General features: G+C 64.4%; 22 protein-coding genes and 1 tRNA gene. 9 read left to right on the top strand and 14 right to left on the bottom strand.

Features of this window, described 5'->3' with window-relative positions; translation table 11 throughout:
* Positions 1 to 181: 181 nt before the first annotated feature.
* The 5 genes from KHP60_RS10550 to aroA form a co-directional block, all read right to left on the bottom strand.
* A complete protein-coding gene (locus tag KHP60_RS10550; protein ID WP_213563852.1) occupies positions 182 to 688 on the bottom strand; it encodes a GNAT family N-acetyltransferase in 507 nt (168 codons plus the stop codon).
* Between the two features lie 5 nt (positions 689 to 693).
* The gene (locus tag KHP60_RS10545; protein WP_213563851.1) at positions 694 to 1,071 is read right to left on the bottom strand and encodes a methylglyoxal synthase; all 378 of its coding nucleotides are present in this window, start codon (positions 1,069 to 1,071) and stop codon (positions 694 to 696) included.
* Positions 1,072 to 1,083: 12 nt separating this feature from the next.
* On the bottom strand, positions 1,084 to 1,887 hold the full coding sequence (locus KHP60_RS10540; RefSeq protein WP_213563850.1) for a DUF1194 domain-containing protein: 804 nt from the start codon (positions 1,885 to 1,887) through the stop codon (positions 1,084 to 1,086).
* Positions 1,888 to 2,008: 121 nt separating this feature from the next.
* Positions 2,009 to 2,641 (bottom strand): (d)CMP kinase, encoded by a 633-nt coding sequence (cmk, locus tag KHP60_RS10535; protein ID WP_213563849.1) that lies wholly within the window; start codon positions 2,639 to 2,641, stop codon positions 2,009 to 2,011.
* 7 nt (positions 2,642 to 2,648) lie between these two features.
* Positions 2,649 to 3,998 (bottom strand): 3-phosphoshikimate 1-carboxyvinyltransferase, encoded by a 1,350-nt coding sequence (aroA, locus tag KHP60_RS10530; protein ID WP_213563848.1) that lies wholly within the window; start codon positions 3,996 to 3,998, stop codon positions 2,649 to 2,651.
* A gap of 184 nt (positions 3,999 to 4,182) precedes the next feature.
* Between aroA and KHP60_RS10525 the strand changes: the two genes are divergently transcribed.
* The 3 genes from KHP60_RS10525 to KHP60_RS10515 all read left to right on the top strand — a co-directional run bounded on the left by KHP60_RS10525 (position 4,183) and on the right by KHP60_RS10515 (position 7,126).
* Positions 4,183 to 4,566, top strand: a complete 384-nt coding sequence (locus tag KHP60_RS10525) for a TIGR02300 family protein (RefSeq protein ID WP_213563847.1) — start codon at positions 4,183 to 4,185, stop codon at positions 4,564 to 4,566.
* 81 nt (positions 4,567 to 4,647) lie between these two features.
* Positions 4,648 to 4,723: transfer RNA gene (locus tag KHP60_RS10520), tRNA-Ala, on the top strand.
* A gap of 195 nt (positions 4,724 to 4,918) precedes the next feature.
* Complete coding sequence (locus tag KHP60_RS10515; protein WP_213563846.1) at positions 4,919 to 7,126, top strand: malate synthase G; 2,208 nt, start codon at positions 4,919 to 4,921, stop codon at positions 7,124 to 7,126.
* A gap of 39 nt (positions 7,127 to 7,165) precedes the next feature.
* Here KHP60_RS10515 and KHP60_RS10510 read toward each other — a convergent pair whose 3' ends face one another.
* Both KHP60_RS10510 and pxpB read right to left on the bottom strand, forming a co-directional pair.
* Positions 7,166 to 8,200: a biotin-dependent carboxyltransferase family protein gene (locus KHP60_RS10510; protein WP_213563845.1), complete on the bottom strand. Its 1,035-nt coding sequence runs from the start codon at positions 8,198 to 8,200 to the stop codon at positions 7,166 to 7,168.
* Positions 8,197 to 8,958 carry a 5-oxoprolinase subunit PxpB gene (gene pxpB / locus KHP60_RS10505; protein ID WP_213563844.1) on the bottom strand — a complete coding sequence of 254 codons (762 nt, stop codon included), beginning with the start codon at positions 8,956 to 8,958 and terminating at the stop codon, positions 8,197 to 8,199. The genes KHP60_RS10510 and pxpB overlap by 4 nt, the downstream gene beginning before the upstream one ends.
* A gap of 185 nt (positions 8,959 to 9,143) precedes the next feature.
* On the opposite strand from pxpB, the gene KHP60_RS10500 reads away from it, so the two are divergent.
* Complete coding sequence (locus KHP60_RS10500) at positions 9,144 to 9,929, top strand: 3-hydroxybutyrate dehydrogenase (protein ID WP_213563843.1); 786 nt, start codon at positions 9,144 to 9,146, stop codon at positions 9,927 to 9,929.
* Positions 9,930 to 10,132: 203 nt separating this feature from the next.
* Here the strand turns inward: KHP60_RS10500 and pip are convergent, their stop codons facing one another.
* Entirely contained in the window at positions 10,133 to 11,077 is a 945-nt protein-coding gene (gene pip / locus KHP60_RS10495; protein ID WP_213563842.1) for a prolyl aminopeptidase, read from the bottom strand.
* Positions 11,078 to 11,244: 167 nt separating this feature from the next.
* Between pip and KHP60_RS10490 the strand changes: the two genes are divergently transcribed.
* From KHP60_RS10490 to KHP60_RS10475, 4 genes are all read left to right on the top strand, one after another.
* Complete coding sequence (locus KHP60_RS10490; protein ID WP_213563841.1) at positions 11,245 to 12,318, top strand: extracellular solute-binding protein; 1,074 nt, start codon at positions 11,245 to 11,247, stop codon at positions 12,316 to 12,318.
* 175 nt (positions 12,319 to 12,493) lie between these two features.
* Entirely contained in the window at positions 12,494 to 13,579 is a 1,086-nt protein-coding gene (locus KHP60_RS10485) for an ABC transporter ATP-binding protein (RefSeq protein WP_213563840.1), read from the top strand.
* Entirely contained in the window at positions 13,576 to 14,445 is an 870-nt protein-coding gene (locus KHP60_RS10480) for an ABC transporter permease (protein WP_213563839.1), read from the top strand. The genes KHP60_RS10485 and KHP60_RS10480 overlap by 4 nt, the downstream gene beginning before the upstream one ends.
* Before the next feature lie 5 nt (positions 14,446 to 14,450).
* Positions 14,451 to 15,290: an ABC transporter permease gene (locus KHP60_RS10475; protein WP_213563838.1), complete on the top strand. Its 840-nt coding sequence runs from the start codon at positions 14,451 to 14,453 to the stop codon at positions 15,288 to 15,290.
* A 157-nt stretch (positions 15,291 to 15,447) separates the two neighbouring features.
* Here KHP60_RS10475 and KHP60_RS10470 read toward each other — a convergent pair whose 3' ends face one another.
* The 6 genes from KHP60_RS10470 to KHP60_RS10445 form a co-directional block, all read right to left on the bottom strand.
* Positions 15,448 to 16,515 (bottom strand): dipeptidase, encoded by a 1,068-nt coding sequence (locus tag KHP60_RS10470; RefSeq protein WP_213563837.1) that lies wholly within the window; start codon positions 16,513 to 16,515, stop codon positions 15,448 to 15,450.
* A 37-nt stretch (positions 16,516 to 16,552) separates the two neighbouring features.
* Positions 16,553 to 17,332 (bottom strand): ABC transporter ATP-binding protein, encoded by a 780-nt coding sequence (locus KHP60_RS10465; protein WP_213563836.1) that lies wholly within the window; start codon positions 17,330 to 17,332, stop codon positions 16,553 to 16,555.
* Positions 17,333 to 17,336: 4 nt separating this feature from the next.
* Complete coding sequence (locus tag KHP60_RS10460) at positions 17,337 to 18,173, bottom strand: ABC transporter ATP-binding protein (RefSeq protein WP_213563835.1); 837 nt, start codon at positions 18,171 to 18,173, stop codon at positions 17,337 to 17,339.
* The gene (locus tag KHP60_RS10455) at positions 18,170 to 19,102 is read right to left on the bottom strand and encodes an ABC transporter permease (RefSeq protein ID WP_213563834.1); all 933 of its coding nucleotides are present in this window, start codon (positions 19,100 to 19,102) and stop codon (positions 18,170 to 18,172) included. Before KHP60_RS10455 ends, KHP60_RS10460 begins: the two co-directional genes overlap by 4 nt.
* Positions 19,102 to 20,070, bottom strand: a complete 969-nt coding sequence (locus KHP60_RS10450; protein ID WP_409366272.1) for an ABC transporter permease — start codon at positions 20,068 to 20,070, stop codon at positions 19,102 to 19,104. The genes KHP60_RS10455 and KHP60_RS10450 overlap by 1 nt, the downstream gene beginning before the upstream one ends.
* Positions 20,071 to 20,167: 97 nt before the next feature.
* Positions 20,168 to 21,769, bottom strand: coding sequence for an ABC transporter substrate-binding protein (locus KHP60_RS10445; RefSeq protein ID WP_213563833.1), 1,602 nt, complete (start codon positions 21,767 to 21,769; stop codon positions 20,168 to 20,170).
* 235 nt (positions 21,770 to 22,004) lie between these two features.
* On the opposite strand from KHP60_RS10445, the gene argH reads away from it, so the two are divergent.
* Positions 22,005 to 23,369: an argininosuccinate lyase gene (argH, locus tag KHP60_RS10440; RefSeq protein ID WP_213563857.1), complete on the top strand. Its 1,365-nt coding sequence runs from the start codon at positions 22,005 to 22,007 to the stop codon at positions 23,367 to 23,369.
* The last annotated feature ends 119 nt before the right edge of the window (positions 23,370 to 23,488 follow it).

Raw genomic sequence — 23,488 nt, 5'->3', positions numbered from 1 at the left:
GTGGCGGGCGGCCGCGTGACAGGAATGCCCCGCCTCGACAAAGCGCGCCACTCGGCGGCGCAGATCCAGCGAGTAGGACTTGGTCATCGCTCATCTCCTCCCAGAAAGAGGGCTGAGACAAGTGAATCACGAAGCCGCCGCGCCGCATAGCCCCAAGGACTCCGTCAGAACTGCCGTTGCTCTAGATCAGTCTGCTCGTGTCGAAACCCGCATGGAACGCGATTTCGCCTTCAGGCATGGCCCCGGTGAAAGTCAGGCGCTGGAAGTATTCCGGCGGCACATCGCCGTAGTGCAGTTTCGGATCGCTGATGAAGCCGAAGCGTCGATAATAAGCAGGGTCGCCCAGCACCACGCAGCCTTCTGCACCTGTATTCCTGAGGCGATCCAGCCCCTCACGGATAAGCGCCTGTCCGATCCCGCGTCGCTGTTCCCCCGGTTCGACCGAGACGGGGCCCAGTCCGAACCAGCGACCAGCCTCGCCATTGATCGTGACAGGCGAGAACGCCACGTGGCCCACGATCCGACCTTGCTCCTCGGCGACGAGGGAAAGCGTCAGTGCGCCTGCATCCCGGAGCGCATCGACGATGGCCGCTTCGGTGCCGCTGCTGTGGGGCACGTCCTGGAAGGCTGCATCAGTGAGCGCATGAATCGCGGGCGTGTCCCTGTCCCTCTCGGGGCGGATGATCATGGAGGCTAATCCCTGAACGATTCGATCAGCCGTCCCGCCGTGGCGCGGTTGAGAGCCATGGGGATGTCGTAGACGAGAGCAAGGCGCATCAGCGCCTTCACGTCCACGTCATGCGGGTGCGGTGAGAGCGGATCGACGAAGAAGAAGAGCGCGTCGATCCTTCCTTCCGCTATCATTGCGCCGATCTGCTGGTCGCCGCCGAGCGGGCCGCTCTTCAGCCGCGTGACGGACAGGGATGGGCAGCGCTCCATCACGCGCGCACCGGTCGTGCCGGTGGCGAAGAGGGTAAAGGGACGGATGTCGTTTTCGTACATGGCCACGAAATCGGCCATGTCGTCCTTCTTGGCGTCGTGAGCCACGAGCGCCAACGTCAGTTGCTTCATGGGTGGGACAGCTCAATTGCTCCAGCGGTCACGCCACTGCATTTCGCCGGCCATGCAGTTGGTGCGCGGAGTGGTCTGAATGGGGTTGATGAGGGACTGCTGAGGCATCAGATTGGCAACTTCAAGCAGGATCTTGGTCTTGATCGCCTCGATGAACTGATCGCGTTCGCGGACCGGAACCGTGAATGCGCCTTGGCCGCCGATGACGCAATCCTTGTAATAGATGTCGAGATCCGGGATGTCGAGGTAGCCGGGCTGGCGCAGCATGATCGGTAGGCCGTTGATGGTGATGCCCTTGTCCAAGGCCGCATCGCGGGCCTCGATCACGAGCCGGCCCTGGTTGTTGGGACCATCCCCCGAGACGTCGACGACCCGCCGCGTCGCGCTGACGCCGCTTTCCTCAAGAAGCTTCACGCTGAAATCGATGGCGCTGGAAATCGAGGTCCGCTGCGCCCGGCGCAAGGGGGTCGAGGCGATCTTGTCCGCAAAGGCCATCAGGCTCTCGGAATTGTCGAGGACGGTCCAGGGAACGATCACTTTCTGATCAGGCGAGCCGGCCCATTCCATATAGGTCACGGCAATCTTGCCCAGCATCCCGCCGCGGATCGCGTCATGGACGAGCTTGGAGCGAAAGGCCTGGGCGAAGCCTTCCCGCTGCAGGGCCTGCTCGTCCGTATCCATGGAGAAGGAGATGTCGACGGCGACGACGAGGGCGAGGTCGACCTCCGTCTCGGCCTGCGCCCCGGCGGGCAGAGCCAGAAGCGTCCAGAGGCAAGCCAGCCCTGCGGCAAGGCGGATGAAGCCGGAGCGAACCATCGGTATCTCCTTGTCGGGAGCCGGGTTGGTGTTTGAAGTGTGCCAGCTTCTGAAACTAAGGCAAGCTCAGGCGGGGACCAGAGGTATCCCCAAATCCCAGGAAATTATGGGTTTACACGGCTCATTTCGTGGAGCGCCTGCGCTCCACGAGATCGAGCGCCGCCCGGAAGGCTCCATCGGCATCCAGATGCGTCGTGTCGAGGGTGAGGGCGTCGGCAGCCGCTTTCAGCGGAGCGGTGCTCCGGTTCATATCGCGCTCGTCGCGGCGGCGGATATCCACGAGGATAGTCTCGTATTCCGCCTGCTCGCCCCGGCTCAGCAGCTCCCGGTGACGGCGCCGCGCCCGTTCCTCGGGGGCAGCGGTGATGAAGAGCTTCACCTCCGCATCGGGGCAGACCACCGTTCCGATGTCCCGCCCATCAAGCACCGCGCCTGGCTTCTGGGCGCCGAACTGGCGCTGGAAGGCGAGGAGGGCATCCCGGACCGGCTGATAGGCGGACACCACCGAGGCGGCCTCGCCCATGGCGGCTCCCCGCAGGCGGGAATTGTCCTCCAGATGACTGACGTCCAGGTTCAGCGCCACTTGCGCTGCGGCGTCCCGATCGGCGAGGGGAATATCCCGGTCCATGAGCACGCGGGCGACCGCCCGGTAGAGCAGTCCCGTGTCGAGATGGGCGAAGCCGTAATGTTCGGCCAGACGCTTGCCCAGGGTGCCCTTGCCCGAGGCGGCAGGGCCGTCGATGGCGATGATCATGGGCGGCTCAATCCTGGATCGTGGCGCCAAGCTCGCGCATGAGCGGGATGAAGGAGGGGAAGCTCGTCGCGATCATCGCCCCGTCATCGACCGTCATCGGCTGGGCCGTTGCCAGGCCCATGACCAGGAACGACATGGCGATGCGATGGTCGAGATGGGTCGCCACCGGATTGCCTCCGCCGCGAACCTTCCCGTTCGAGCCATGAACGAGGAGATCGTCGCCCTGAATCTCGTACTCGACGCCAGCCTCCGCGAGGCCTGCGGCGACGGCGGCGAGACGGTCGGATTCCTTCACGCGCAGCTCGTGGAGCCCCTGCATGCGGGTCGTGCCCTCGGCGAAGGAGGCCGCGACTGCGAGAATTGGGTATTCGTCGATCATCGCGGGAGCCCGGGCATGCGGGACGGTGACGCCGGTGAGACGGCTGTGGCGCACGCGCAGGTCCGCGACCGTCTCGCCGCCCTCGTCCCGTTCGTTCAGGCGCTCGATAGAGGCTCCCATCTCGATCAGGGTCGTGATGAGGCCGGTGCGCAGGGGGTTCATCATCACGCCCTCAAGCACCACGTCGGAGCCAGGGGTAATCAGAGCCGCCACCAGGGGAAAGGCCGCCGAGGAGGGGTCCGTCGGAACCACGATCTCGGTGCCGCGCAGTTCGGGCTGGCCCTGGAGGGTAATGGCACGGCCGTGGGTGCCGTGTGTTGCGACTTCGACGCTTGCCCCGAAATGGCGCAGCATCCGTTCCGTGTGGTCGCGGGTTGCCTCGCGTTCGATCACGGTGGTCTTGCCGGGGGAGTTGAGCCCGGCGAGCAGGATCGCCGATTTGATCTGTGCCGAGGCCGCCGGGGTCTCGTAGGTGATCGGGATCGTCTCCTTCGGACCGCGCAGGGTCAGGGGAACCCGTCCACCTTCGGCCTCGCTGACAACGGTCACGCCCATCCGGGTCAGCGGATCGAGGATCCGGCGCATGGGGCGCTTGCGCAGGGAAGCGTCGCCGTCGAAGGTCGAGGTGATCGGGTGGCTGCCGGCCACACCCATCATGAGGCGTGAGCCGGTGCCCGCATTGCCGAAATCGAGAATATCCGCGGGATCTTTCAGCCCGCCGATGCCTGTGCCGATGATCCGCCACCGGCCCGGAGCCTCGCGGGTGATGGTCGCTCCAAGGGCCCGGCAGGCTTCGGCGGTGCGCAGCACGTCGTCTCCCTCCAGGAGGCCCTCGACCCGGGTCTCGCCGAAGGACAGCAGCCCGAAGATCATGGAGCGGTGGGAGATCGACTTGTCGCCGGGAACGCGGATGCGGCCTTTCAGGGGCGTTCCAGACCTGCTGGCGACCGGGGACGGCGATCCGTGCGCGTGCGACATTCTCGGTTCCTTGCTCGGCTTCCTTGGGACTTCTGATCCGGGCCGGCTCCTAACACGGGGTTTTCCCGCCGTCACGCGCAAGCTGGCTCAAGGTCTGCCCTCTCTTGCAATTTCCTATTTGACAAGCCATTCCCTCACGACTAACGGAGCGTTCCCAACCATTCACTTCCAAAGGCAATCACCCGTGGCCAAACCGGAACTCGGCTTGAAGCGCCAGTGCATGAGCTGCGGCGCAAAATTCTACGATCTCAACAAGGACCCGGCAGTCTGCCCCAAATGCGGCACGGTGTTCCAGGCTACGGCCCTGAGCCGGGTCGCCGCCCCCGTGGTTGCTCGTGCGGCTGTCGCCGACGACGACGAGACCGAAGTCGAATCGACCGGACCGGAGATGGTCTCCCTCGACGAGGTCGAGGCTGGCGAGAACGAGAAGGACATCCCGGTCGATGACGATATCGACGTGGCCGATGACGTTGCCGATGACGATACCTTCCTCGAGGACGAGGAAGAGGGCGACGACGATGTGTCGGATCTGATCGACAGCGATCTCGAAGACGACGAAGAGGCTTGAACCTCGGATCGGAGGCGACTATAGAGACGCCTCTGCTGAAGACAGAAACTGCCGCGGCACCCCAAATGCCGCGGTTTTCAAGGGGCCGTAGCTCAGTTGGGAGAGCGCTTGAATGGCATTCAAGAGGTCAGCGGTTCGATCCCGCTCGGCTCCACCAAATTCTCAAAAAACAGCCGCCGCTCGGGCGGCTTTTTTGTTGCGAGTTCCTATCCGGAGAGCCGGATCTACTTCTAAAGCATAGGATTCGGGCCGATCGTTCGTCCTTTTTCTCATGGAAAGGGTGTTGATCTTCATTTTTAGTCGCAGCGCCTTAAGCTAAGGCTATGTCCTTTAGCCACCGAAAGCGGGAACGATGACGCGCGTCCAGACGAACGGCCTCCAGGTTGCACCGATTCTTCACGATTTCATCGAGCGGGAGGCGATTGCCGGCACGGGGCTGTCGAGCGCTGCCTTCTGGAGCGGCCTGGCCGGGCTCGTCCGGGACTTCGCGCCCCGAGACCGCGAGCTGCTCGCTGCCCGCGACAAGATCCAGGCTCAGATCGACGAGTATCATCGCGCCCGGGCCGGCAAGGCCTTCGACCAGGCGGATTACGAGCGCTTCCTGCGCGACATCGGCTATGTGCTTCCCGAGCCGGAGGATTTCTCGGTTCAGACGCAGCATGTGGACGACGAAATCGCCCGCATCGCGGGCCCGCAGCTCGTGGTGCCGGTCTCCAACGCCCGCTATGCGCTCAATGCCGCCAATGCCCGCTGGGGCAGCCTCTACGATGCGCTCTATGGCACCGACGCCGTCCCGGAGGAGGACGGGGCGACCCGCTCGGGCGGGTACAACAAGGCCCGCGGCGCCAAGGTCGTCGAACGCGCCCGCGAGGTGCTGGACCGGGCGGCGCCCCTCGCCGGTGGCAGCCACCGGGATGCCGTGGCCTACGCCGATCAGGGCGGGGCCCTCGTCGTCACGCTGCAGGACGGCACCGAGACCGGCCTCATCGATCCGACCCAGTTCGTCGGCTACCAGGGCGAGGCGGCCAGCCCGTCCTCCGTGCTCCTGCGCCACAACAATCTGCACCTGGACATCCGCATTGATCGCTCGCATCCGATCGGGGCTGACGATCCTGCCGGCATCGCCGATGTGGTGCTGGAATCGGCCGTCTCCACCATCATGGACCTGGAGGACTCGGTCGCAGCGGTGGACGCCGAGGACAAGGTCCAGGTCTACGGCACCTGGCTCGGGCTCATGAAGGGTGACCTCGTCGAGAGCTTCGAGAAGGGCGGACGCACGGTCGAGCGCCGCCTCAACCCGGACCGGGTCTACACCATGCCGAACAGCGGCGAGCTGCGCCTGCACGGGCGCAGCCTCATGCTGGTGCGCAATGTGGGCCACCACATGTTCACCGATGCGGTGCTGGACGAGGAGGGCCAGGAGATCCCCGAGACCATTCTCGATGCCGCCGTCACCTCGCTGATCGCCATCCACGATCTCAAGGGCCAGGGGCCTATCCGCAACAGCCGCGCGGGTTCGGTCTATATCGTGAAGCCCAAGATGCACGGGCCTGACGAGGTGGCCTTCGCCAACGATCTCTTCGCCGCCGTCGAGGACATGCTGAGCCTTGCCCGCAACACCCTGAAGATGGGCATCATGGACGAGGAGCGGCGCACCTCCGTCAACCTCAAAGCCTGCATCAAGGCGGCATCCGAGCGCATCGTATTCATCAACACGGGCTTCCTCGACCGCACCGGCGACGAAATCCATACCTCCATGGAAGCCGGTCCCATGGTCCGCAAGAACGACATGAAGGCGACCGCCTGGATCAAAGCCTACGAGGACAATAACGTGGATGTGGGCCTCGCCTGCGGTCTGCCGGGGAAGGCGCAGATCGGCAAGGGCATGTGGGCAGCCCCCGACAAGATGGCCGACATGCTGGCGCAGAAGATCGGCCATCCGCAGGCAGGCGCCAACACCGCCTGGGTGCCGTCGCCCACGGCCGCGACCCTCCATGCCCTGCATTATCATCAGATCGACGTGCAGGTCCGTCAGGAGGAACTGAAGGAGCGTCCGCGCGCGAACCTCTCCGATATCCTGACCATTCCGGTATCGCAGTCGAACTGGGCGCCGGATGCGGTGCAGCAGGAGCTCGACAACAACTGCCAGGGCATTCTCGGCTACGTGGTTCGCTGGGTCGATCAGGGCGTCGGCTGCTCCAAGGTGCCGGACATCCACGATGTCGGCCTGATGGAGGATCGTGCCACCTTGCGCATCTCAAGCCAGCATCTCGCCAACTGGCTGCGCCACGGCATCGTCTCGAAGGACCAGGTGATGCAGACCCTGCGCCGCATGGCCGAGGTGGTGGACCGGCAGAATGCGGGGGACAGGCTGTATCGTCCCATGACGCCCAAATTCGAGGGTCCGGCCTGGAACGCCGCCTGCGACCTGGTCTTCAAGGGGGCCGAGCAGCCCAACGGCTATACCGAATGGATCTTGCACGCGCGCCGCCGCGAGGCCAAGGCCACAGGAGCGCCGGACCGCAGCGAGGAGAGCGGCGTCAGGACGAAAGCGAAATAGAACAGGAAAGGGGCGCGGCGGGTACGGTGCCCTTCTCGTTCAATCACTGGGATCGGCTGTCGCAGGCGCGAGCGCATCGATCGTGCCGCCGATCAGATTCCGGCTCAAGAGATGCTCAGTCGTCAGATTGAAGCGAACGGGCGTGAGGCTTGAAGGCAGGGATGCGATCCGTTCCTTCAGCCGGCGCGCGGCCGCGACGGCCTCATCCCGCTTCACGGCCTTGAAGCGCACGCTCATACCTGGGCGCATCTGTGCGAAGCGGGCGAGATCGGCGCTGATCATCGTCGCGATCTTCGGGTAGCCGCCGGCGGTCTGGCGGTCGCGCATCAGCACGATGGGCTGGCCGCTTCCCGGCACCTGGATGTGACCGTCCACGATGCCATCCGAGACGATGTTGAAGCCTTTGGCGTGTTCGAGACGCGGTCCGGTGAGCTGAAAGCCCATGCGGTCGGCCTGAGGGCTGATGGTGAACTCGCTCTCCAGAAACGTGCGGATCGTTTCCGGCGTGAAGTAATCGTCCTGCGGACCCATCATCACGCGGAACGGCCCGCTCTCCTCCGTCAGATCGACGGCAAGCTGCATCGCCTCGCGATCCTGCGCTTCCGGCCGGCAGGGGAGGCGATCCCCCGCCTCCAGCGGGACTCCCTTCAGACCGCCGAGACGGGAGCGCAGGTGGAACGACAGGCTCCCCAGCTCCGGTTCGACGGCAAAGCCTCCGGCCACCGCGAGGTAAGCGAAGGTCCCGGTCCGTGGATGCCCCACCTCAAGGGCTTGCCCCTCCCTGAGGAGCACGGAGGTCTGCGGAGCGACCGGCGTCCCATCGATGCTCAAGGAGCAGCCTGCCCCAACGAGCGCAAGGTGAAGGTCGCCACCCTCGCAGATGAAGGCGCCGCCGAGATTCATGAATTCGATGGCCGCCGCTTCGGGGGCATTGCCGACCAGGGCGTTCGCCATGGCCAGAGCACGACGATCCATGGCGCCTGAGGGAGAGACGCCGAAACCCTGATACCCGAGGCGACCGCGATCCTGCAGGGAGGTCATGGGCCCGCAGGATTTCACCACGAGATCCGTCATCGGCGCACCTCTTCCGCCACCGGCTCACCGGCCTGGGCTGCTTTCTCCAGCGCCTCCCAGCGCGACGCGTCGACGGGCTCGAAGACGATCTCGTCGCCTGCCGCGAACAGGAATACCGGATTGCGGCCCGGGGCATAGGGCCGGACGGGCGTCAGGCCGAGGTTGTGCCAGCCGCTCGGCATGTCCATCGGCGCGATGCCCGCCTGCTCGCCGCCGATCATGATCGTGCCGGCAGGGATCTTGGCGCGCGGATGGAGGCGGCGGGACGTGGCGATTCTCTTGTCGAGGCCGCCGAGATAGGTGAAGCCCGGAAGGAAGCCGATCATGTAGATCCGGTAGACCGCCGACGAATGGATCTCGATCACCTGGTGTGGTGTTAGACCATGCAGGGCTGCGACCTCCTCGAGATCGATGCCGTACTCGCCTCCGTAGACGACCGGCACACGCCAGCGCCGGCCAACCGCATTGCGGGGGGCAAGATCCTTCGTTTCCTCGTTCAGGAGCTTGACCAGGGCGTCATAATCGGTTGCTACCGGGTCGTACTGGATCGTGAGTGAGCGATAGGTCGGCACCGTTTCGATCAGGCCGGCCGGGGCGCGGGCCCGCACGATATCGTCGAGCGCCAGAACCATGCCGTTGATGTCCGGATCGATCGTATCGCCGAACTCGATGGTCACTGCGCTGTCGCCGCAGGGGAGTATTTTCGGTGTCGGCACGATGCACCTTTTGACGATCCGGAACAGCCGGAGATCCCGCATCTCATATTGCTGTCGATCCGGCAACGGGGCGTCCATCCGATGGGCCATGCGTCGGAAGCAGATGAGGGCTTTGCCTGAGGATCATCTTGGCATGCTTCTTTTTGCTAGGCTCAACCTCGCTACGCCCTTCGTGTTATGCCACCTTTGAGATGACGCCTGGAGCCCAGGCCTAAGCGGAGTAGATCATGACTTTGACATCCAAGACAGCCGTCGTGACAGGCTCGACCAGCGGCATCGGCCTCGCCATCGCCCGGGCTCTCGCCAAGGAAGGCGCCAATGTCGTCATCAACGGCTTCGGCGATGCGGGCGACATCGAGAAGACGCGCGCCGGCATCGAGAGCGAGTTCGGCGTCAAGGCGATCTATTCGCCGGCCGACATGTCGAAGCCGCACGAGATCGAGGAGATGATCCGCCTCGCCGAGCGGACTTTCGGCAGCGTCGACATCCTCGTCAACAATGCGGGCATCCAGTTCGTCTCGCCGGTGGAGAATTTTCCGGTCCAGAAATGGGATCAGATCATCGCCATCAACCTGTCGTCCGCCTTCCACGCCATCCGCGCCGCGGTGCCGGGCATGAAGGCGCGCAAATGGGGCCGCATCATCAACACGGCCTCGGCCCATTCCCTCGTGGCCTCGCCGTTCAAGTCGGCCTATGTGGCCGCCAAGCACGGCATCGCGGGCCTTACCAAGACGGTGGCGCTCGAAGTCGCGACCGACGGCATCACGGTCAACTGCATCAGCCCCGGCTATGTCTGGACGCCCCTCGTCGAAAAGCAGATCCCCGACACCATGAAGGCGCGCAACATGACCAAGGAACAGGTGATCAACGACGTCCTGCTGGAGGCGCAGCCAAGCAAGCAGTTCGTGACGGTCGATCAGGTGGCGGCGCTCGCCGTGTTCCTGTGCTCGGACGCGGCAAGCCAGATGTCAGGCGCCAACCTGTCGATGGATGGCGGCTGGACGGCGAAGTAAGTTACACCATCGTCGTCCCGCGTTCGCCTTTGCTCCGGCCGGAATGGCCCCGTCTCACGTCATCACCGGCCTTGCGCCGGTGATCCCGACAAAAATGGCAGGGCGCTTTTCATATCGAGATGGCCGGGACGAGCCCGGCCATGACGGGGAGAGTTCTAAACAATCCCGCTCACGCGGTCCCGGGATGGCAGCTTGGTTAGGCGCTACGACTGCGCAAACGCGTCCGTCGCCTCGATGAGACGATGCGTGATGCCGGGCTCGCTCACCGCGTGGCCCGCATCCGGCACCATGATGAACTGCGCCTCGGGCCAGGCCTTGTGCAGTTCCCAGGCGGTCTTCGGCGGCGTGGCGATATCATAGCGACCCTGGATGATCACGCCTGGAATGGCTTTCAGGCGATGGGCGTTGCGGATGAGCTGCCCTTCCTCGAACCAGCCTTCATTGACGAAGTAGTGGTTCTCGATCCTGGCGAAGGCGATGGCATAGTGCTCGTCGCCGAACTGGTCGCTGTATTCCTGGTTGTGCAGAAGCGTGATCGTCTCGCCCTCCCACAGGCTCCAGGCCCTCGCGGCTTTCGCCCGGATTGCGGGATCGGGATCGATCAGGCGCTTGCGGTAGGCCGCCATCAGATCGCTTCGCTCCTCCTCCGGGATCGGGGCGAGGAAGCCTTCCCACTTGTCGGGGAAGATCCAGGAGGCGCCCTCCTGATAATACCAGAGCAGCTCCGAGCGGCGGAGGGTGAAGATCCCGCGCAGCACCAGCTCGGTCACACGTTCCGGATGGGTCTCGGCATAGGCGAGCGCCAGGGTCGAGCCCCAGGAGCCGCCGAACACCATCCACTTGTCCACGCCGATCATGCTGCGCAGACGTTCGATATCGGCCACGAGATGCCAGGTGGTGTTGGCTTCCAGGCTCGCATAGGGCGACGAGCGTCCGCAGCCGCGCTGATCGAAGAGCAGGATGCGGTACTTGTCCGGATCGAACAGCCGGCGCTGGGTCGGCGTGCAGCCGGCGCCCGGGCCGCCGTGAAGGAAGACCACGGGCTTACCCTGCGGATTGCCGCACAATTCCCAGTAAATCCTATGACCGTCGCCGACATCCAGCATGCCGCGGTCGTAAGGTTCTATTTCGGGGTAGAAGGTGCGCATCGTCGGGCTCCAGCAACGGAAGCTATCCATAGCCGGGGGAGGAGGCCGTGTCAGCCAGCCCATGAATTCCTAAGCCGGCTTCGAATCCTCTAGCGCGTCGTTCAACTGTCATATAGTTTTGCAACTGGGGAACACGGGTAAAAGCCCAACCACATTGGAGGACTAGGATGTTGACCAAACGCGCCGGCCTGAAGCTGGCTACGGCTCTCGCCGCTCTCATGGTTGTCGGATCGGCGCAGGCCGCCGAGAAGCTGCGGCTCCTGACCTGGGCCGATTACGTTCCGAAAGACGTGATGGAGCAGTTCACCAAGGAGACCGGCATCGAAGTCGAGGTCACCCTCTCGAACAACGAGGAGATGATCTCCAAGCTGCGCGCCACTCAGGGTGCGGGCTTCGACCTCGTCCAGCCGAGCCAGGACCGCATCGCCGGCCCGCAGGCGGAATTCGGCATCTACAAGCCGCTCGATCTGTCCAAGGTCAAGTCCGACCAGTTCATTGCCTCGATGCTGGAAGCGACGAAGAAGAACACCACCGTCGACGGCAAGGTCTACGGCGTTCCCCACATCTGGGGCACCGACGGTCTCATCGTGAACACCAAGACGGCCCCGAAGGTCGCGGATTACGGCGATCTCTGCAGCGATGCCGGAGGCGGCAAAGTCAGCTTCCGCGCCAAGCGCCCGGCCCTCATCGCCTTTGCCTTCGCCAACGGCATGGATCCCTTTGCGTCCTACAACGACCTGAAGGGCTATGCGGCCATGATGGAAAAGGTCGGCGCCAAGCTCGCCGAGTGCAAGAAGAACGTGAAGTTCTTCTGGGACGGTAAGGACCAGCTCCTCAACGCCATCCGGTCCGGCGAAGTGGTGGCCGCCATGGCCTGGGACACGGGCGGCTGGAAGCTCAACTCTGAGAATGCCGACATCAAGTTCATCGCGCCCAAGTCCGGCGCGCTCGGCTGGGTCGACACCTTCGCGATCCCCGCCAAAGGCCGCAACGACGATGCGGCCTACACGTGGATCAACTTCAACATGAAGCCCGAAATCGCAGCAAAAGTCGCCGCGACCGCCGGCAACTTCACGGCTTCGAATGGCGCCGACAAGCTCATGCAAGGTAAGCTGAAGGAGCAGTTCGCCGAGAGCTTCCCGAAAGCCGCCATCGACAACATCAAGTGGTATCCGGCCGTGCCGGCCGGCATCGAGGAGATCGAGGGCAAAGTTCTCGACCGTCTGAAGGCCGGTTCGTAAAACCTCTTGTGATGGATCGTCATCCCCCGGCCTGCATCGGACCCAAAAGTGGACACCACTTTTGGGAGCCATCCGATGCTCGTTTCTGAATAGCGCATCGTTCGGGGCGGAAAACCGGCCCCACTTTTCCGCACGATGCGCTTGCCGGGGGATGACTCTTTGTATCGGCAGCGTCATGGCCCATTCCACCGATCTCGACATCGTCAACGTCACGAAGCGCTTCGGCAGCCATGCGGCCGTCGATGAGGTGACGTTCAGCGTCGCTCCCGGCGAGTTCTTCTCGATCCTCGGCCCGTCCGGCTGCGGCAAGACCACGCTGATGCGCATGATCGCCGGGTTCGAGCATCCGACGAGCGGAGACATCCGAATTCGCGGGCAATCGATGATCGGCGTTCCGGCCAATAGGCGCCCCGTCAACATGGTGTTCCAGAGCCTTGCGCTCTTTCCCATGATGAGCGTGGGCGAGAACGTGGCCTATGGGCTCATGTGCCGCGGCATGCCCCGTGAGGATGCTGAGGAGCGTGCCAGCCGCATGCTGGAGCGCGTCGGTCTCACGGGCTTCGGCGAACGCCGCGTGACGGCGCTGTCCGGTGGCCAGCGGCAGCGCGTGGCTATTGCCCGCTGCCTCGTGCTCGAGCCCACGCTCGTGCTCCTCGACGAGCCGCTCGGCGCCCTCGATCTCAAGCTGCGCGAGCACATGAAGATCGAGCTGAAGCAGCTGCAAGGCACGTTCAACACCACCTTCGCCTACATCACGCATGACCAGTCCGAGGCGCTCGTCATGTCGGACCGCATCGCCGTGATGAACCAGGGCCGGTTCGAGCAGGTGGGGAGCCCGCGCGAGCTCTATCACAACCCTGCCACGCCTTTCGTGGCGAGCTTCGTCGGCGAGACTAACCGCCTGCAGGGCGAGATCATGGCGTCGTCCGATGGAACCGTTGCCCTGCAACTGCCTTCGGGAATGGTGACCCGAGGGACGGGCCGTGTTCCGCAGAAAGCGGCCGTCGCCTTCGTGCGGCCGGAATCGATCGCTCTGGCCCCGAGCCAGCCGGCGTTGCGCGACCTGCCGAACCGCTTCGAGGGACGGGTGTCGGCCGTGCTGTTCGACGGCGCCAATTCGAGCCTGCTCATTGAAACGCTCGGCTTCGAACAGCCCGTGCGCGCCGTGCTGCCGCAGGCAGGTCCGCTCGCCGGCATCGAGGTCGGCGCGCCGATTCATGTGGGCTGGACGGCGGACGCCATGAAGGTCTTCGCCGCATGATGACGAAACCGGCGCAGCGCCTCACGTTCTTCCTGCTGCTCGCTCCGGCGATCCTGTGGCTCGGGCTCCTCATCGTGCTGCCGCATGTGGAGATCCTCATCCTGTCCTTCAGCGAGCGGGTGGCGCCGCGGGTCTATGCGTTCGGCGTCGGCAACTATCTCGAGTTCTTCACCGAGCCGCTCTACTGGCGCACCTTCGCCCGCACCGCCTTCATGTCGATCCTGGTCACGGCTCTCACCCTCGTGCTCGCCTTTCCCATCGCGCTCTACATCGCCCGCGTCGCGCAGGGTCGCGTGAAGGCGATGCTGCTGCTGCTTTGCCTGCTGCCGTTCTGGGTGTCGGAGCTCGTGCGTACGCTCGGCTGGATGATGCTGCTGCGCGAGACCGGCGTGATCTCCTATATGCTGCGGGCCGCCGGCCTTGCCGACCAGCCGGTGGAGCTCCTCTACAACGACGGCGCCGTGATCCTCGGCCTCGTCTATGGCGGGCTGCTGTTCATGATCGTGCCCCTCGCCAATGCGCTGGAGAGCCTGGAGCCCTCCGTGGTCGAGGCCGGCTTCGATCTCGGCGGCAGCCGCTGGACCGTCCTGCGCCGTATCGTCATTCCCCATGCGATGCCCGGCATCGTCGCAGGCTCGATCATCGTGTTCATGCTGACCGTCGGCAATTTCGCCACGCCCGTCCTGCTCGGGGGCAAGAACGGCCTGTGGTTCACCGAGCAGATCTACGCGCAGTTCATCACGCGCTTCAACTGGCCCCAGGGCGCGGCCTTCGGCATGCTGCTCCTGCTGCTCTCCTCCGCGATCGTGTGGCTGGGCCTGCGCCTCACCGGCCAGAGCCTCGGCACCACCTTGAAGCAGGCTTGAAGGCCATGAACCGACCGACCCTTGCGTGGAAGCTCTACATCGCGGCGTTCTACATCTTCCTGTTCGCGCCGCTCCTGATCGTGGCGATCTTCGCCTTCAATGCCAGTCCGTTCCCGTCGCCGCCCTGGCGCGGCTTCACGCTCGAATGGTTCACCGGCTCGGGCGCCGTCTTCGGAAAGCCCGGCGTGCTGACGGATTCGATCTGGCTCGCCAGCATCGGCAACAGCTTCAAGGTCGCCGTGCCGGTGGCGCTGCTTGCCGTGTTCCTCGGCACCGTCAATGCCTGGGTGCTGGAGCGGGTGGAATTTCGCGGCAAGACCGTTCTGGCGATGATGATGCTCTGGCCGCTCGTCATTCCCGGCGTGGTGCTCGGCATCTCGATTCTCGCCTTCTTCTCACGGCTCGCGAACGGGCTCGAGGAGTGGCTTCAGACCGATCTCGATTTCCTACGCCCCGGTCTGCCGCTCGTCATCCTGGGACAACTGTCCTTCATCCTCACGATCTCGACGCTCATCATCGCCGCGCGCCTGCGCAAGTTCGACCGGTCCCTGGAGGAAGCAGCCTTCGATCTCGGGGCGAGCCGGGCGCGGGTGCTGCGCACCGTGACGCTGCCTTTCCTGAGCCCCGCGCTGATCGGGGCAGGGCTCGTGGCCCTGCTGATGTCATTCGAGAATTTCAACACGACGCTGATGCTCGTCGGATCCGATGCTCCGCTGCCGATCACCATGTACGGGCAGATGCGCGAGGGCGCGACACCGGCCATCAATGCGGTGAGTCTGCTGCTCATGCTCGGTGTCGGCGGGATCGCAAGCGTGTTTGCGCTGACGGCGAAGGCGGAGCGGTAAGTTATCTCCGCCGTCATCACCGGCCCTGTGCCGGTGATCCCGATCATCTGAAACGCTGCGGATTTTCCTATCGAGATGGCCGGCACAAGGCCGGCCATGACGGGGAGGGTGCGTCCTCAGGCCAAGCAACGCGAGGGACGCCGGGATCCCGAACCGCTCACCGTCCCCAGGTGCGCTCCAGGACGTTCACCCAGTTCTCGTAGCAGAGCTTGCGCAGGGTCGCTTCGTCGTAGCCGTGGCGGCGCATGGCGTCGACGAGGCGGGGCAGGCCGCGCACGTCGCCGATCTCGGCCGGGATGGTCGCGCCATCAAAATCGGATCCGAGGCCGACGCCATCGACGCCCACATGTTCGATCAGATGATCCATGTGGCGGATCATCTCCTCCAGGGGCGTGTCGTCGTTGCGCTGACCGTCGGGGCGGATGAAGGACGTGGCGAAGTTCACGCCCACCATACCGCCGCTCTCGCGGATGGCGGCAAGCTGCCTGTCGGTCAGATTGCGCGAGTGCTGGCAGATCTCCCACGCATTGGAATGGGTGGCGACGAGCGGCGCATCCGACAGGCGGGCCACGTCCCAGAAGCCCTTCTCGTTCAGGTGCGAGAGATCGATCATGATCCTGAGGCGATTGCAGGCGCGCACGAGCGCAAGGCCGCGATCCGTGAGGCCGGGACCTGTGTCGGGCGTCGAGGGATAGCTGAACGGCACGCCGTGGCCGAAGATGTTGGGGCGGCTCCAGACCGGCCCGATGGAGCGCAGCCCGCTCTCATAGAGCACGTCCAGCATGTGCAGATCGGGGTCGATGCCTTCAGCGCCTTCGATATGGAGGATGGCCGCGAGCCTGCCGTTGTCGATGCACTGACGGATGTCGCCGGCCGTGCGGCAGATCTTCACCTCGCCCTTCGAAGCGCGCTCGATGCGGATGAGCAGCGAGGCCATGTGTAGGGTGACCTGCTGGCTCGGCGCCAGGGCCAGCGGCGCGGGCAGGGGTACGTCATAGCGCGACTGCGTCATCAGCGCGTCCACGTCGACGCCGACACTGTCCGACGGCACGTAGACGGCGAAGAACCCGCCCACGAAGCCGCCTTCCTTCATGCGCGGCCAATCGAGGTGTCCGATGTTGTCGCCTTCCAGAAAAGCCTGTTCCGGCTGGATCTTGCCGCGCATGAGGCGGAGAAGGACGTCGTTGTGGCCATCGAAGACGGGCATCAGGGAGGAGCGGGACATGGATCTCGTGCCAAACAGTTAGGATGTAAATTGAACTTCAACCGGCCAGAGCTTGTGTCGGCTGTTTCGCATCTCTCGTAAAGCCCTGGCTCGCCTGGATCAGGGACTGAGTGTATTCGTTCGAGGCCACGCCCGAGCGCAGGGCTTTCGAGGTGGTCTCCTCGACGGCCTCGCCATGGCGCATGACCAGAAGACGCTCGCACAGATGGGCGACCACCGCGAGATCGTGGCTCACCAGGATATAAGTCAGCCCCAGCTTGCGGCGCAGATCGTCGAGCAGGTTCAGGATCTCCGCCTGCACGGAGGCATCGAGGGCCGAGGTCGGCTCGTCGAGGAGCAGGACCTTCGGGCGCAGGATCAGCGCGCGGGCGATGGCGATGCGCTGGCGCTGGCCTCCCGAGAGCTGGTGTGGATAGCGGAAGCGGAAGGAGGGTCCGAGGCCCACCTCGCGCAGGGCTTGAAGGATGCGCGCCTCGGCGTCCTTCTCGCCATGAATGGCGAGCGGCTCGGAGAGCGTGCGATCGACCGTATGGCGCGGATGGAGCGAGGCGTAGGGATCCTGGAAGACCATCTGCACCGTGCGGTAGAAAGCCTTGCTGCGCGGCGTGGTGACTTCCTTGCCGTCGACAACGACACGCCCGCTGGTGATCGGCGCCAGGCCGCAGATGGCGCGCAGCACGGTCGACTTGCCGGAGCCGGATTCGCCGACGAGCCCATAGGCCGCGCCGGGCTCTACGTGGAAGCTCACGTCCTTGACCGCATCGACCCTGAGGCGGCCCGTACCGAAGACGACTTGAAGATTCTGGATATCGAGCATCGTTCTACAGCGCCCAGGCGGGATCGCGGTTCAGGGTGGGAAGCGGGCGAACGTCGTCGGCCAGCGTCGGCAGGCAGCGCATGAGACCCTGCGTATAGGGATGCTTCGCCTCGCGCAGGTTCTTCGCCTCCAACTCCTCGACCACGCGGCCGGCATACATCACCAGCACCCGGTCGCAGAAGGAGGAGACGAGCTTGAGGTCGTGCGAGATGAAGATGAGGCCCATGCCGCGCTCGGTGACGAGTTCGTCGAGAATGCGCAGCACCTCCATCGACACGGTCACGTCGAGCGCCGAGGTTGGCTCGTCGGCAATGAGCAGGTCGGGATCGGTCACGAGCATCATGGCGATCATGGCACGCTGCCCCATGCCGCCCGACACTTCATGCGGGTAGAGCGCGAAGACGCGGGAGGGATCGCGCATCTTCACCGCTTCCAGCATCGAAAGCGCCTTGTCGCGCGCTTCGGACCAACTGGCCCTGGCATGAGCCTGATAGGCCTCGATGATCTGCTCGCCGATGGTCATGACCGGGTTCAGCGAGTATTTGGGATCCTGCATCACCATGCTGATGCGTCCGCCGCGCAGGGTGCGCAGGGTGCGCTTCGAGGCGGTGAGCAGATCGATCCCGTCGAAGGCGAGGCGCTTGGCCGTGACCTCGCCGGGCGGAGGCGTGAGCCCCAGGATCGCGCGGCCCGTCTGCGACTTGCCCGAGCCCGACTCGCCCACGATGCCGAGGCGCTCGCGGCCGAGCTGGAAGGACACGCCGCGCACCGCCTCTACGGTGCCGGTGCGCAAATGAAAGCGGACGCGCAGATCCTCGACGTCGAGAAGCGGCTTCGTCATTTGGCGGCCTTCGGATCGAGAACGTCGCGCAGGCCGTCGCCGAGCAGGTTGAAGCCCAGGCTCACCACGAAGATGGCCAGTCCCGGCATGGCGGCAACCCACCATTGATCGATGAGGTAGTTGCGGCCCGTGGCGACCATGGCGCCCCATTCCGGCATCGGCGGCTGCGCGCCGAGCCCGAGGAAGCCGAGGCCCGCCGCGGTCAGGATGATGCCCGCCATGTCGAGCGTCACGCGCACGATGAGCGAGGACAGGCACAACGGCACCACATGCCCTAAGATGATGCGCGGCGTCGATGCGCCCTGCAGCTTCACGGCCGCGATGAAATCGCTGTTGCGGATCATCAGCGTCTCGGCGCGCGCGATGCGGGCATAAGGCGGCCACGAGGTGATCGCGATGGCGATGATGGCGTTCTCGATGCCCGGACCCAAGGCCGCCACGAAGGCCAGCGCCAGGATCAGGCGCGGGAAGGCGAGGAAGATGTCGGTAACCCGCATCAGGACGGTGTCGACCCATCCGCCGAGATAGCCGGAGATCGTGCCGACGAGAAGGCCGATGGGCGTTGCGATCAGGGCGACCAGAACCACGACGAAGAGCGTGATGCGCGAGCCGTAGACCACCCGGGAGAAGATGTCCCGCGCCTGATCGTCCGTGCCGAACCAGTAGGTTGCGCTCGGCGGCAGCAGGCGCTGCGTGCGCAGGTCTCCGCCGGCGACCGGGGAATAGGGCGCGATGAAATCGGCGAAGACCGCCACAACGATCAGCAGGATGACGATGCCGAGGCCGACCACCGCAAGCGGGTTTCGGGAAAAGGCCCGCCAGCCGAGATAGAAGCGGCCGAGGCGCGCCTGCCAGCGGGAATGGGGCTCTGCGGAGAGCAGCCAGGCCCGAAGGCCTGCGGGTTGTTCAGCAAGAGGGGCGCCGGCCATCAGCGTGTCCTCGGATCGAGCAGGCGGTAGAGCAGGTCAGACACGAGATTGAGCAGCACGAAGGCGGCCCCGATCACGAGGGTTCCGCCGAGCACCGCGTTCATGTCCGCGTTCTGCAGGGAATTGGTGATGTACTGGCCAAGCCCGGGCCAGGCGAAGACGGTCTCCGTGAGCACGGAGCCTTCGAGGAGGTTGGCATAGGACAGGGCGATGACCGTGATCAGGGGGACGGCGGCATTACGCAGTGCGTGGCGCCAGATCACGCGCATCTCGGACAGGCCCTTCACGCGCGCGGCGATCACATATTCCTGTGCCAGTTCGTTGAGCATAAAGGAGCGGGTCATGCGGCTGATATAGGCCAATGAGAAATAGCCGAGCAGGCAGGCGGGCAGGATGATGTGCGAGACCGCATCCCAGAACGCATCCCACTGACCCTGCATGGCAGTGTCGAGAAGGACGATGTTGGTGACCGGCGTGTAGAGGTAGGAATAGGTCACGTCGATGCGCCCCGGCCCCGCGACCCAGCCGAGCTTGGCATAAAACAGCAGGAGGCCCATGAGGCCGAGCCAGAAGATCGGGATGGAATAGCCTGCAAGGCCGAGCACCCGCACGAACTGGTCGATGAGGCTGCCGCGCTTGACCGCCGCGAGAACACCGAGCGGCACGCCGATGATCACCCCGATGAGGGTGCCGAGCGTCGCGAGTTCCAACGTTGCGGGAAACGTATTGGCGATGTCCGTCATCACCGGATTGGTGGTGAGAACCGAATTCCCGAAGTCGCCGGTGGCGGCTTTCTTCAGGTAGATCCAGAACTGCTGGACGAGCGGCAGGTCGAGGCCGAGCTCCTGGCGGACGCGCTCATAGACCTGCGGCGAGGCACGGTCGCCGACGATCGCCAGAACCGGATCGATCGGCACGACGCGGCCGATGAAGAATGTGACCGCGACCAAGCCGAAAAGGGTCGTCATCAGGACGACGACGAACTGAGCGACTTTCTTAAGGAAGGAGCGGAGGGCACCACCGTGCCCTCCGCCCCCGTTCATGACTGCTGAAACCATCGAAGCGTCAGTTCTTCTTCGCCTGTGACACGTCGTTGTCGCTGAACGACGGACCGAGGACGAAGTCGCTCACGTTCTTGCGCACGGCAGCGACTTCCGTCTGCTGCAGGAAGATCACGAACGGACCGTCGTCGAGAACCGCCTTCTGGAGCTCCTTGTACATCTGCGCGCGCTTCTCTGCATCGCGCTCCATGACCGCAGCGCGGGTCTTGGCGGTCAGCGGGCCCGGATCCCAGGCATTGCGCCATGCCAGGGGCTTGGCCTTCGCATTGTCCGAATTGTCGTCGTTGGCCGCGAAGGTATCGGCGTTGGAGTTCGGGTCCTGATAGTCCGAGCCCCAGTTTCCGATGTAGATGTCGTGCTGACGGGCGCGGTACTTGGTCAGGGCCTGCTTCGAATCCATCGGCAGGATTTCGAGCTTGATGCCGGCCTGAGCGAATGTCGACTGCATGGCCTGGGCGATGCCGGTGATCTCGGCGGTGGAGCGGGTGTCCATCGTGACCGAGAAGCCGTCCTTCAGGCCGGCCTTGGCGAGGAGTTCCTTCGCCTTGGCGACATCGAGCTTGTACGGGTTGCTGGTCTCGGCGCCGAGGAAGCCCTTGGGCAGGAAGTTCTGGTGAACGTCGCCCTTGCTCTTCATGATCGTGTCGGCGATGGCCGAGTAGTCCACGAGGTACTTCAGGGCCTGACGAACCTCGGGCTTGGCCAGGTTCGGGTTCTTCTGGTTCAGGCCGAGATAGTAGACTGTTCCCTTGGGGCCGCTCTGGATCTTGACGTCCGCATTCTTGGAAACCGCGGCGATTTCTTCCGGATTCAGGTTGCGGGCCACGTCGATGTCGCCCTTCTCGAGCAGGAGACGCTGGCTCGCGGTCTCCTTGATATGACGGAAGATCACGCGGGCGAGAGGGGTCTTCTTCTCGTAGTGCGGGTTGCGCTCAAGGACGAGAACCTCGTTAGCCTTCCAGTCGCGCATGATGTACGGGCCGGAGCCGGCATACTTGGTCTTGAGCCAGTTATAGCCGTAGTCGCCGTCCTTCTCGTTCTGGACGAGCAGCTTCTTGTCGACGATCGAGGCGACCGAGTTGCCAAGGCAGTAGAGAACCAGGGTGGGCGCGTAGGCCTTGTCGACCTCGAAGGTCATCTCGAGCGGACCGGTCTGCTTGACCTTGTCCTTCACGTTGTCCTTCGTCAGGCCGAACTGGCCCAGGATGAAGGCCGGGGACTTGTCGAGCGCCACGGCACGGTGGAGCGAATAGACCACGTCCTCGGCCGTGATCGGGTTGCCCGAGGCGAACTTCTTGTTCGGCTTGATCTTGAACGTGTAGGTCTTGCCGTCCGGGGAAATCGTCCAGGATTCGGCAACCTGTCCGGAGATCTTGGACACGTCCTTGATGTCGTATGAGATCAGGCGCTCATAGGTGTTGCCGATGATTTCGGACGCGCTGAACTCGAATACCTCCGCCGGATCGAGCGAGATGATGTCGTCGCTCTGCCAAGCCTGGACCAGGGTGTCCGGCGGGGTCGCCGCCATCACGGCGGAGAAGGAGGTCGCCATGGTGGCAACCAAAGCTGCGGATAGGAGGAATTTCGGTAGTCGCTTCATGGCCATTCCCTTACAGCGCTCGGAGCGCCTGTTGTTACGCCAGTATGAATGCAAATCACACAAGCGCTGTCGAGTCTAGCAACTGGTTTTAAACTGGCAAACATTGACCACCATGCTTAAAGGGCAGGCAGGCTACCGATCCGGGTTGGCCTCGAGGGGTAATCTGTGGCAAAGGCTCTCCGACCCTCTTTCCGGATGAACGACAGTGTCTGAAGAAGCCAAAAAACCGGGTGCCAACACCATGTGGGGCGGGCGGTTCTCGTCCTCTCCCAGCGCGCTCATGGAAGCCATCAACGCCTCCATCGGCTTCGACAGGCGACTGGCCTCCCAGGACATCCAGGGCTCCATCGCCCACAGCACCATGCTGGCCAAGCAGGGGATCATCGCCGAGAGCGACCGGGACGCCATCCACCAGGGGCTCCAGCGGGTCCTGGGCGAGATCGAGTCCGGCTCGTTCACCTTCTCCACGGCGCTCGAAGACATCCACATGAACGTGGAAAGCCGGCTGCGCGAGATCGTCGGCGATCCGGCGGCCCGCCTCCATACGGCCCGCAGCCGCAACGATCAGGTCGCCACCGATACCCGCCTCTGGGTGCGCGAGGCCCATGACCGGACCGACGATCAGCTGACCATCCTGATCAAGGCGCTCCTGGACAAGGCCGAGGCCCATGCGGCCACCGTAATGCCGGGCTTCACCCATCTCCAGAGCGCCCAGCCAGTGACCTTCGGGCATCATCTCATGGCCTATGTGGAGATGTTCGGCCGCGACCGTAGCCGCTTCCGGGATTCCCGCAGACGCCTGAACGAGTGCCCGCTCGGCGCCGGTGCGCTCGCCGGAACGTCCTTCCCCATCGACCGGCACATGACCGCCAAGGCGCTCGGCTTCGATGGGCCGACCCGTAACTCGCTCGACACCGTCTCGGACCGAGACAGCCTGCTGGAGTTCATGGCAGCGGCTTCCATTTGCGCCATGCATCTGTCACGTCTGGCGGAAGAAGTTATCATCTGGATGTCGGCTCCCTTCGGCTTCATCCGCCTGCCGGACCGCTGGACCACCGGCTCCAGCATGATGCCGCAGAAGCGCAACCCGGATGCCGCCGAGCTGGTGCGCGGCAAGAGCGGTCGTGTCGTCGGCTCGCTGGTGTCCCTGCTCACGGTCATGAAGGGCCTGCCGCTCGCCTATGCCAAGGATACCCAGGAGGACAAGGAACCGCTCTTCGACGCGGCCGACACCATCGAAATCGTGCTCGCCGCCATGACCGGCATGATCCAGGATCTGGAGCCGGTGCCCGAGCGCATGGCAGCGGTAGCCGGAGCCGGGTTCTCCACGGCGACCGATCTCGCGGACTGGCTCGTGCGCAGCCTCAACATCCCCTTTCGGGACGCCCATCACGTCACGGGACGCATCGTCTCGGAGGCCGAGAAGCGCGGCTGCGCCCTGGAAGAACTGCCCCTGGAGGTCATGCAGGCGGTCGAGCCGAAGATCCACATGGGCATCTACGACGTGCTCAGCGTCGAGAACTCCGTCCGCTCCCGCACGAGCTTCGGCGGAACGGCGCCCGTCCGTGTGGCCGAGCAGGTCGTCTGGTGGCGCGAGCGGGTCTGATCCTCTCTCCGTTAACCCTGGATCCTGAGCCTCTGCCGGAGCGATGGGGCAGGGCCTTGATAGGGCAGGGTGCCATCGCCATATTGCTGACAGCGGTTCCTTCCGGAGCCACTTGAGTG

It is taken from the genome of Microvirga sp. 3-52 (assembly GCF_018383585.1).
In the GTDB taxonomy this organism is placed as follows: Bacteria; Pseudomonadota; Alphaproteobacteria; order Rhizobiales; family Beijerinckiaceae; genus Microvirga.
This window is presented reverse-complemented; position numbering and strand designations above follow the sequence as displayed.

Excerpts from the sequence above, each read along its gene's own strand:
- pip (WP_213563842.1), bottom strand. The coding sequence starts at position 11,077 with ATGCGCACCTTCTACCCCGAAATAGAACCTTACGACCGCGGCATGCTG.
- KHP60_RS10450 (WP_409366272.1), bottom strand. The coding sequence starts at position 20,070 with ATGACGACCCTTTTCGGCTTGGTCGCGGTCACATTCTTCATCGGCCGC.
- KHP60_RS10510 (WP_213563845.1), bottom strand. The coding sequence starts at position 8,200 with ATGACGGATCTCGTGGTGAAATCCTGCGGGCCCATGACCTCCCTGCAG.
- KHP60_RS10465 (WP_213563836.1), bottom strand. The coding sequence starts at position 17,332 with ATGCTCGATATCCAGAATCTTCAAGTCGTCTTCGGTACGGGCCGCCTC.
- KHP60_RS10460 (WP_213563835.1), bottom strand. The coding sequence starts at position 18,173 with ATGACGAAGCCGCTTCTCGACGTCGAGGATCTGCGCGTCCGCTTTCAT.
- KHP60_RS10515 (WP_213563846.1), top strand. The coding sequence starts at position 4,919 with ATGACGCGCGTCCAGACGAACGGCCTCCAGGTTGCACCGATTCTTCAC.
- cmk (WP_213563849.1), bottom strand. The coding sequence starts at position 2,641 with ATGATCATCGCCATCGACGGCCCTGCCGCCTCGGGCAAGGGCACCCTG.
- KHP60_RS10485 (WP_213563840.1), top strand. The coding sequence starts at position 12,494 with ATGGCCCATTCCACCGATCTCGACATCGTCAACGTCACGAAGCGCTTC.
- KHP60_RS10550 (WP_213563852.1), bottom strand. The coding sequence starts at position 688 with ATGATCATCCGCCCCGAGAGGGACAGGGACACGCCCGCGATTCATGCG.
- aroA (WP_213563848.1), bottom strand. The coding sequence starts at position 3,998 with ATGTCGCACGCGCACGGATCGCCGTCCCCGGTCGCCAGCAGGTCTGGA.
- KHP60_RS10500 (WP_213563843.1), top strand. The coding sequence starts at position 9,144 with ATGACTTTGACATCCAAGACAGCCGTCGTGACAGGCTCGACCAGCGGC.
- pxpB (WP_213563844.1), bottom strand. The coding sequence starts at position 8,958 with ATGCGGGATCTCCGGCTGTTCCGGATCGTCAAAAGGTGCATCGTGCCG.
- argH (WP_213563857.1), top strand. The coding sequence starts at position 22,005 with ATGTGGGGCGGGCGGTTCTCGTCCTCTCCCAGCGCGCTCATGGAAGCC.
- KHP60_RS10490 (WP_213563841.1), top strand. The coding sequence starts at position 11,245 with ATGTTGACCAAACGCGCCGGCCTGAAGCTGGCTACGGCTCTCGCCGCT.
- KHP60_RS10480 (WP_213563839.1), top strand. The coding sequence starts at position 13,576 with ATGATGACGAAACCGGCGCAGCGCCTCACGTTCTTCCTGCTGCTCGCT.
- KHP60_RS10540 (WP_213563850.1), bottom strand. The coding sequence starts at position 1,887 with ATGGTTCGCTCCGGCTTCATCCGCCTTGCCGCAGGGCTGGCTTGCCTC.
- KHP60_RS10470 (WP_213563837.1), bottom strand. The coding sequence starts at position 16,515 with ATGTCCCGCTCCTCCCTGATGCCCGTCTTCGATGGCCACAACGACGTC.
- KHP60_RS10475 (WP_213563838.1), top strand. The coding sequence starts at position 14,451 with ATGAACCGACCGACCCTTGCGTGGAAGCTCTACATCGCGGCGTTCTAC.
- KHP60_RS10455 (WP_213563834.1), bottom strand. The coding sequence starts at position 19,102 with ATGGCCGGCGCCCCTCTTGCTGAACAACCCGCAGGCCTTCGGGCCTGG.
- KHP60_RS10545 (WP_213563851.1), bottom strand. The coding sequence starts at position 1,071 with ATGAAGCAACTGACGTTGGCGCTCGTGGCTCACGACGCCAAGAAGGAC.
- KHP60_RS10445 (WP_213563833.1), bottom strand. The coding sequence starts at position 21,769 with ATGGCCATGAAGCGACTACCGAAATTCCTCCTATCCGCAGCTTTGGTT.